This window comes from Micrococcus sp. APC 4021, assembly GCF_030407635.1.
In the GTDB taxonomy this organism is placed as follows: domain Bacteria; phylum Actinomycetota; class Actinomycetes; order Actinomycetales; family Micrococcaceae; genus Micrococcus; species Micrococcus luteus.
This window is the reverse complement of sequence record NZ_JASDCZ010000102.1, coordinates 1-8116: the sequence shown is the minus strand read 5'-3', so window position 1 is coordinate 8116 and position 8116 is coordinate 1. Positions and strand designations below refer to the sequence as shown.

At 72.2% G+C, this 8116-nt stretch carries 6 protein-coding genes; 2 read left to right on the top strand and 4 right to left on the bottom strand.

Annotated elements, in window-relative coordinates:
* Positions 1–2: 2 nt before the first annotated feature.
* Together QL983_RS08980 and hutU are read right to left on the bottom strand one after the other, a co-directional pair.
* Complete coding sequence (locus QL983_RS08980) at positions 3–1379, bottom strand: YjiH family protein (protein WP_230260470.1); 1377 nt, start codon at positions 1377–1379, stop codon at positions 3–5.
* Positions 1380–1496: 117 nt separating this feature from the next.
* Positions 1497–3194: a urocanate hydratase gene (gene hutU / locus QL983_RS08975; RefSeq protein WP_230260468.1), complete on the bottom strand. Its 1698-nt coding sequence runs from the start codon at positions 3192–3194 to the stop codon at positions 1497–1499.
* 150 nt (positions 3195–3344) lie between these two features.
* Here hutU and QL983_RS08970 point away from each other — a divergent pair, with 150 nt between their 5' ends.
* Positions 3345–4058 carry a helix-turn-helix domain-containing protein gene (locus QL983_RS08970; RefSeq protein ID WP_041104426.1) on the top strand — a complete coding sequence of 238 codons (714 nt, stop codon included), beginning with the start codon at positions 3345–3347 and terminating at the stop codon, positions 4056–4058.
* Between the two features lie 114 nt (positions 4059–4172).
* On the opposite strand, the gene QL983_RS08965 is transcribed toward QL983_RS08970, so the two are convergent.
* Both QL983_RS08965 and QL983_RS08960 read right to left on the bottom strand, forming a co-directional pair.
* Positions 4173–4712 carry a hypothetical protein gene (locus tag QL983_RS08965; RefSeq protein ID WP_036315779.1) on the bottom strand — a complete coding sequence of 180 codons (540 nt, stop codon included), beginning with the start codon at positions 4710–4712 and terminating at the stop codon, positions 4173–4175.
* A gap of 137 nt (positions 4713–4849) precedes the next feature.
* The gene (locus QL983_RS08960) at positions 4850–5635 is read right to left on the bottom strand and encodes a carbon-nitrogen hydrolase family protein (RefSeq protein WP_036315777.1); all 786 of its coding nucleotides are present in this window, start codon (positions 5633–5635) and stop codon (positions 4850–4852) included.
* Positions 5636–5805: 170 nt separating this feature from the next.
* Between QL983_RS08960 and QL983_RS08955 the strand changes: the two genes are divergently transcribed.
* Complete coding sequence (locus tag QL983_RS08955) at positions 5806–8025, top strand: catalase (protein ID WP_020624966.1); 2220 nt, start codon at positions 5806–5808, stop codon at positions 8023–8025.
* The last annotated feature ends 91 nt before the right edge of the window (positions 8026–8116 follow it).

Genomic DNA, 8116 nt, shown 5'->3' with positions numbered 1-8116 from the left:
CCTCAGGTGAGCGCGGCCACCAGGTGGGCCAGCGGCGTGGCCAGCACGATGGTGAGCGCCACGCGCTCGACCCAGATCACCAGGAGGTGCCACATCTTCACGGGGATGTCCGTGGCCAGGATGGCAGGAACCACCGCGGAGAAGAAGATGATCGCGGAGACGCAGACGACGCCGATCACGAACCGGGCGACGAGGTCCTCGTGACCGGCCGCCATCGTGGCCGGGATGAACATCTCGGCGATCGAGGTGGCGGAGGCCGAGGCCAGCAGGCCGGGGTCGGAGTAGCCGAGCGCCCAGAACAGCGGGTAGAAGATCACGCCGATCCACTCGAACACGGGCGTGTACGTGGCCAGGACCAGGGCGATCAGGCCCACGGACATGATGGACGGCAGGATCTGGAGCACCATCACGAGTCCATCCCGGAAGTTGACCCAGATGTTCTTCGGCAGGGACGGGGCCTCGGCGAGGGTCTGCTCGGCGGCGCGACGGGCCACGCGGAAGCGGTCCCGGGTGACGGCCTGCTCGGGCGAGTGGGTGACGCCCGGGTAGCACTCGTCCGGGATGCGGCTCAGCGGCGGGATGCGCACCGTGATGGCGGTGACCGCGAACGTCACCGCGAGGGTGCCGAAGAAGTACCAGAGCCAGATGTCCATCAGGCCCAGCGTCTTGGCCACGATCACCATGAAGGTCGCGGACACCGTGGAGAAGCCGACGGCGATGATCGCCGCCTCGCGGGCCGTGTAGCGGCCGCCGGTGTACATGCGGTTCGTCAGCAGCAGGCCCAGGGCGTAGGAGCCCACGAAGGAGGCGACGGCGTCGACGGCGGCGCGGCCGGGCACGCGCCAGATCGGCCGCATGGCCGGGCGCAGGTAGACGCCCACGAACTCCATGAGGCCGTAGCCGATCACGAGGGCCAGGAAGACGCCGCCGATGGGGACGATCAGGCCCACGGGCACCACGAGCTTGTCCATCAGGAACGGGCCGATGCTCTCGTCCAGGATCCAGCTCGGGCCCACGCCGAACACGACCATCGCCGAGGCGACCAGGCCGAGCACGGCGAGGAAGGCGAAGACCGTCCGGGTGGTGCTGGTGCGCCAGCGGCCCGAGGCGAACGGGTACACGGCGCCGGCGGCGATGATGGCCAGGCCCACCCAGCGGTCGGCCGGGCCGAGCAGCCCGCGCACCCAGGTCACCAGGTGGTCCAGCGGGATGGAGCTCGCCCCGTTGATCGTGATGGGCACGAAGAACATGACGATGCCGATCGCCGAGTAGACGATCATGCGCCAGCGCGCCGGCGGGCGGGGCGCGTCGGCCTCGATCGCGGCCATCGCGGTGGTGTCGGTGTGCAGCTCGTGGTCTGCGGGGCGGGACGAGTCCATCGTGGTGTCCTTTCGATCGCGAGCCGGACGGGCGTCCGCCCGTCCGGCTCGCGGCGGTGAAGCCGTCGGACGGCGACGGCGCGGCGGCACCGTCGCCGTCCGACGACGTGACCGGGGTCAGTCCCGGATCGTGGCCTCCATGGGCACACGGACGCCGCGCTCGGCGGCGACCTCGACGGCGCGGGAGTAGCCGGCGTCGACGTGGCGGATGACGCCCATGCCCGGGTCGTTGGTGAGCAGCGCCTCGAGCTTGGCCGCGGCCAGCTCGGTGCCGTCGGCCACGCCCACCTGGCCGGCGTGGATGGACCGGCCGATGCCGACGCCGCCGCCGTGGTGGATCGACACCCAGGTGGCACCCGAGGAGGTGGCGGTCAGCGCGTTCAGCAGCGGCCAGTCGGCGATCGCGTCGGAGCCGTCCAGCATGGACTCGGTCTCGCGGTACGGGGAGGCCACGGAGCCCGAGTCGAGGTGGTCGCGGCCGATCACGATCGGCGCCTTGACCTTGCCCTCGGCCACGAGCTGGTTGAAGAGCAGGCCGGCCTTGTGGCGCTCGCCGTAGCCCAGCCAGCAGATGCGGGCCGGCAGGCCCTCGAACTCCACGAACTCGGCGGCGCCGTCGAGCCAGCGGTGCAGGTGCTCGTTCTCGGGGAACAGCTCCTTCAGCGCCGCGTCGGTCACGCGGATGTCCTCCGGGTCGCCGGAGAGCGCGGCCCAGCGGAACGGGCCGAGGCCCTCGCAGAACAGCGGGCGGATGTAGGCCGGGACGAAGCCCGGGAACTCGAACGCGCGGGAGTAGCCGGCCTTGCGGGCCTCGTCGCGGATGGAGTTGCCGTAGTCGAACACCTCGGCGCCGATGTCCTGGAAGCCGACCATGGCCTCGACCTGGCGGGCCATGGACTCCTGGGCCTTCTTCGTGAAGGTGTCCGGGTCGGCCTCGGCCTCGGCGTGCCAGTCCTTCTCGTCGATCTCGATCGGCAGGTAGGACAGCGGGTCGTGCGCGGAGGTCTGGTCGGTGACGATGTCGATCTCGACGGTGCCGGCCTTCTGGCGCTCGAGCAGCTCGGGGAACACCTCTGCGGCGTTGCCCACGAGGCCCACGGAGACGGCCTCGCCGTCGCGCTTGGCCTGCATGACGCGCTCGACGGCCCTGTCGATGTCCGTCTCCACCTCGTCCAGGTAGCGCTTGCCCATGCGGCGGCGCAGGCGGTCCTCCGAGACGTCCACGATCAGGCAGACGCCGCCGTTGAGGGTGACGGCCAGCGGCTGGGCGCCGCCCATGCCGCCGCAGCCGCCGGTGAGGGTGAGGGTGCCCTGGAGGGAGCCGTCGTAGCGCTTGCGGCCGATCGCGGCGAAGGTCTCGTAGGTGCCCTGCAGGATGCCCTGGGTGGCGATGTAGATCCACGAGCCGGCGGTCATCTGGCCGTACATCATCAGGCCCTCGGCCTCGAGCTTGCGGAACTCCGGCCACGTGGCCCAGTCGCCCACGAGGTTGGAGTTGGCGATCAGCACGCGCGGGGCCCACTTGTTGGTGCGGAACACGCCCACCGGCTTGCCGGACTGCACCAGGAGGGTCTCGTCCTCCTCGAGGTCCTTGAGGGTGGCGACGATGGCGTCGTAGGCCTCCCAGGAGCGGGCCGCGCGGCCGGTGCCGCCGTAGACGACGAGGTCCTCGGGACGCTCGGCGACCTCGGGGTCCAGGTTGTTCATGAGCATCCGCAGCGGGGCCTCGGTCTGCCAGGACTTGGCGGAGAGCTCGGTGCCGCGCGGGGCGCGGATGGTGCGGGACGGGTCGTGCTGGGTGAAGCCCTCGGCCATGGCAGTTCCTCTCGACGGGGTGCGTGCGCCGCCGGGACGGGTAGCCCCGGTGATTTCACGGCTCGGCATGCACTTTCCGAACATTGAAACAGTGACTCGGCTCACGCGCAAGCCCGATCCGCGTGTCCCGCACCCGTTACGCTCCCTCTCATGACCACCACCCCCACCGCCTCGACGCGCACCGTGGACCGGGCCCTGGACCTGCTCGCCGCCGTCACCGAGCAGCCCCGGCTGAGCCTGACCGAGGCCGCCCGCGCCACGGAGCTGCCGGCGTCCACGGCGCTGCGCCTGCTGCGCAGCCTCGAGGGATCCGGCTTCGTGGCCCGCGACGACGACGGCGCCTACCGCCCCGGCGTGCGCCTCATCCAGCTCGGGGCGCGGGCCTTCTCCCGAGACTCGCTCGTGCAGCTGGCCCGCGGGCCGATGGACCACGTCGTGGCCGCCACGGGCGAATCCGTCTACCTCTCGGTGACGACCCCTCCGGACTCCGCCGTCTACCTGGCGATCGTGGAGGGCACGCACTCCGTCCGCCACACGAACTGGGTCGGACGCACCGTCCCCCTGGCGGGCACGGCCGTGGGCGACGCCCTGCGCGGCAGCGTGGCCGCGGGGGACTACACGCTGCGCACCCGTTCCGTGGAGAAGGACGTCACCTCGCTGTCCGCCCCCATCAGCGTGGCGGGCACGGTGGTCGGTGCGCTCAGCACGCTCGTGCCGGCCTACCGCTGCACGGACGAGCTGGCGGACCGGTGCGGGGCGGCCCTCGTCGCCGCCACCGGCGAGCTCGCGCACCTGCTCGGGGCGGCCGACACTCCCAGGGAACGCCCAGCCGACTCCCCTGGAAAGCCCAAGGCGAGTTCGTAGGCTGAAGCCACCTCATCGAAGGTGCGAGTGATGACGGAGAAGGCCCCGGGCCCGGCGAGAGCCGGAACCGGGGCCTTTCTCTGCGGCCGGCGCCCGAGGCGCCGGTTGCGGGGATCAGCGGCGGGAGGAGACGACGCCCGCCCAGAGGCCGCCGAGCAGGCCCGCCACCGGCAGCATCCAGAACAGGTGCAGGCCCGCCCCGTAGAGGACGGTGTTGGAGAACACCGCGAACAGGCCCACGGCACCGAGGAAACCGCCGACCACGCCACCGACCACGTAGCGCACGACGGAGCGGGCAGCCCCGCCCATCAGCAGCACGACCAGGTAGCCGGCCGCGCCCGCCAGGGCGCCGCCCACCAGGCCGAACATGAACGACTGCACCAGCACGACCCAGCCGTGGCCGGTCTCGCCCAGCGCCACGGAGCCGTTCGGATCACCCAGGTCGCCGGTGAGCACGCGCACGACGTTGCCGATGATCACGACGAGCACCGAGACGAGGATGACGCGGTTGGTGAAGCCCCAGCCCTCCACCGGGCCCAGCGGCTCGAGCACCTCCTCCTCCACCACGGCGTGGCGCACGGGGCGGGCCGGGGCGGTGTGGGCGTTCGCGGCGTGGGGCTGGACGGCGTGGCTGCCGTCGGCGTTGATGGTCATCTCTGATCTCCCGTCCCGCCCCGGGCGGGGCGCGTTCCGAGCGCCGGGGCGCCCGTCTGGTTGCACGTCTGACGTGATTTTAGGCTTTTCCCAGCCCGAGGGGGTAATGGTGACCCGTCCGCCGGGCGGGGGGCGGCTCAGAGGACGTCGGTGCGGCGGTTGGCGAGCGAGGGGAGGAACTCCCGGACCTCGTCGATCCGCTCGCGGGTGACCTCCGCGGTCACCACGGCCTCCCGCTCGTCGGCGAGCTCGGCGACGGGCAGCGCCAGCGGGTCCACGATCATCGAGTGGCCCACGGTGCCGTCCGAGCACGTGTCGGCCGCGGCCACCCACACCGTGTTCTCCACCGCGCGGGCCTTGAGCAGGGTGCGCCAGTGGTCCACCTTGTGCTCGCCGGAGAACCACGCCGCGGGGATCACGAGCACGTCCGCGCCCTCCACCGCCAGACGCCGGGACAGCTCGGGGAAGCGCAGGTCGTAGCAGGTGAGCAGGCCCAGGCGGAGCCCGCCGAGCTCGATCGCCGCGACGCCGCCGTCGCCGGGGGTGATCCGGTCCGACTCGCGGTGCGCGAACGCGTCGTAGAGGTGGAGCTTGCGGTACGCGCCCAGCCGGGCGCCGTCCGCGCCCACCGCCAGCAGCGTGTTGTAGGGACGCCGGTCCGGTCCCGGCTCGTAGCCGCCCGCGACGACGGCGATCCCGTGCTCACGCGCCAGCGCCGCCAGGCCCGCGGCGAACGGCTCCCAGGCCGCGGCGACGGCGTCGGGGAACTCCTCCCCCACCTCGCGGGCCCCGAGCATGGCCTCCTCGGGCAGCACCAGGAGGTCCGCCCCCTCGCCCGCGGCGCGGGCGGCGAGGCGGGCCATCACGGCCAGGTTCTCCTCGACGTCGCCCACGGGCCCGAACTGTCCGACGCTGATCCTCATGCCCCCAGGGTAGCCAGGCCCCTGCCGGTGGCCGTCAGCCCTGGTCAGCGCTGGGGCCAGCCGCCACGCTGGGGACCGGGCACGACGTCGGCCCGCATCGGCCGCCGTCGTCCTCCGCCCCCGATCCGCGCGGCACCGCGCGGCACGTCGACACCACAGGAGCAGACGCGATGACCACCCAGCAGCCCGACATCCCCGGCACGCCGGGGCCGATCACCCCCGACCTCGAGGAGCACACCGCCCTCACCCACCCGGACCAGCCCGTGGCCGTCCCGGCCCCGGACCAGCGCGGTCCGGCACAGGTCTCCCCCACCGGCCAGGACACCGGCGCCGACCCCGCGACCGCCGCGCAGGGCTGCCCGTACCTGACCACCGCGCACGGTGTGCGCCTGCAGGACTCGGACCACTCGCTCAAGGCCGGCCGCCGCGGCCCCACCCTGCTGCAGGACCACCACCTGCGGGAGAAGCTCAGCCACTTCGACCACGAGCGCATCCCCGAGCGCGTGGTCCACGCCCGCGGCGCCGGCGCCCACGGCGTGTTCCGCGGCTACGGCACCGCCGCGAAGATCAGCCGGGCCGGACTCTTCGCCAAGGACAAGGAGACGGAGGTGTTCGTCCGCTTCTCCACCGTGGCCGGCTCCCGCGGCTCCATGGACCTGGCCCGCGACACCCGCGGCTTCGCCACCAAGTTCTACACGGACGAGGGCACGTGGGACCTGGTGGGCAACAACATCCCCGTGTTCTTCGTGCAGGACGCCATCAAGTTCCCGGACGTGGTGCACTCGGTGAAGCCGCACCCGGACCGCGAGATCCCGCAGGCGCAGTCCGCGCACGACACGTTCTGGGACTTCGTGTCCCTGCACACCGAGGCCCAGCACCACACCCTGTGGAACATGTCCGACCGCGGCATCCCGCGCTCCTACCGCATGATGGAGGGCTTCGGCGTCCACACCTACCGTCTGATCGCGGCGGACGGCTCCACCGTGCTGGTCAAGTTCCACTGGAAGCCGATGCTCGGCGTGCACTCCGTGACCTGGGAGGAGGCGCTGCTCACCAACGGCATGGACCCGGACTTCCACCGGCGTGACCTCGCCGACGCGATCGAGGCCGGCGCCTTCCCCGAGTGGGAGCTCGGCGTGCAGGTGTTCGAGGACAACGAGGAGCAGATGTTCGAGGGCATCGACCTGCTCGACCCCACGAAGCTGGTCCCGGAGGAGCTCGCCCCCGTGCAGCCCCTCGGCCGCATGACGCTGAACGCCAACCCGTCCAACTACTTCGCGGAGACGGAGCAGGTGGCCTTCAACCCGGCCAACCTCGTGCCCGGCATCGACGTCACCAACGACCCGCTCCTGCAGGGCCGCCTCTTCTCCTACCTGGACACGCAGCTCACCCGCCTCGGCGGGCCGAACTGGAACCAGCTGCCCATCAACCGCCCGCACGCCCCGGTCAACGACATGCTGCGTGACGGCTTCCACCAGAGCGCCGTGCATCGCGGCGTGGCGCCGTACCGGCCCAACTCGCTCGACGGCGGCCTGCCGTACGAGACCCCCGCGGACGACCACGCGTTCATCGAGCACCCGGAGCCGCTGCCGGCCTCGGTGAAGGAGCGCGCGCACGCCGCGTCCTTCGACGACCACTTCTCGCAGGCGCGCCTGTTCTTCCTCTCCCTCTCCGAGGTGGAGCGCGAGCACGTGGCGCAGGCGTACACGTTCGAGCTCGGCAAGTGCTACGAGCAGACCATCCGCGAGCGCCAGCTGGCCCACCTCGCCGCGATCGACACGCGACTGGCCCAGCAGGTCGCGGACGGCCTGGGCATCCCCGTCCCCGCGCCGACCGAGACCCCGGCCGACGTGCAGCCCTCCCCCGTGCTGTCCCAGATCGGCGGGGCGTGGCCGCTCGACGGCCGTCAGGTCGGCGTCGTGGTGGGCGAGTCCGTGGACGAGAAGGAGCTGGACGCCCTCGTGCAGGGCATCCACGGTGCGGGCATGGTCCCGCTGGTCATCGCACCGAAGGGCGGCCCCGTGGCCGGGGAGATCGTGGCCCAGCGGACCTACCTGACCGCCGCGTCCATCGAGCTGGATGCCGTGGTCGTGGCCTCGCCGGCGGCCCCCGCCGCAGACGCCGCCCCCAGCCTGGACCAGAAGGCCGGCGCCGCCGACTCCGAGGCGGTGGACCCGCGCGTCGTCAAAGTGCTGCAGGAGATGTGGCGCCACTCGAAGGCGATCCTCGCCCTCGAGCCGGCGGAGGCCGTCCTCGCTGCCGCCCAGGTGTCCGGCAAGGGCGTCGAGTCCGCGGCGGACGGCGCGGCCGCCGTGGCGGCGCTGAAGCAGCTCCTGCCCGCGCACCGCGTGTGGGACCGCTTCCCGACGACGGGCCGCCTGGCCGACTGACCGGCGGACCCCCGGGCGCTTTCGAACGTGAGATAGGGCCTATCTCACGTTCGAAAGCGCCCATTCGCCCTCTTTCACGTTCGAAAGTGCA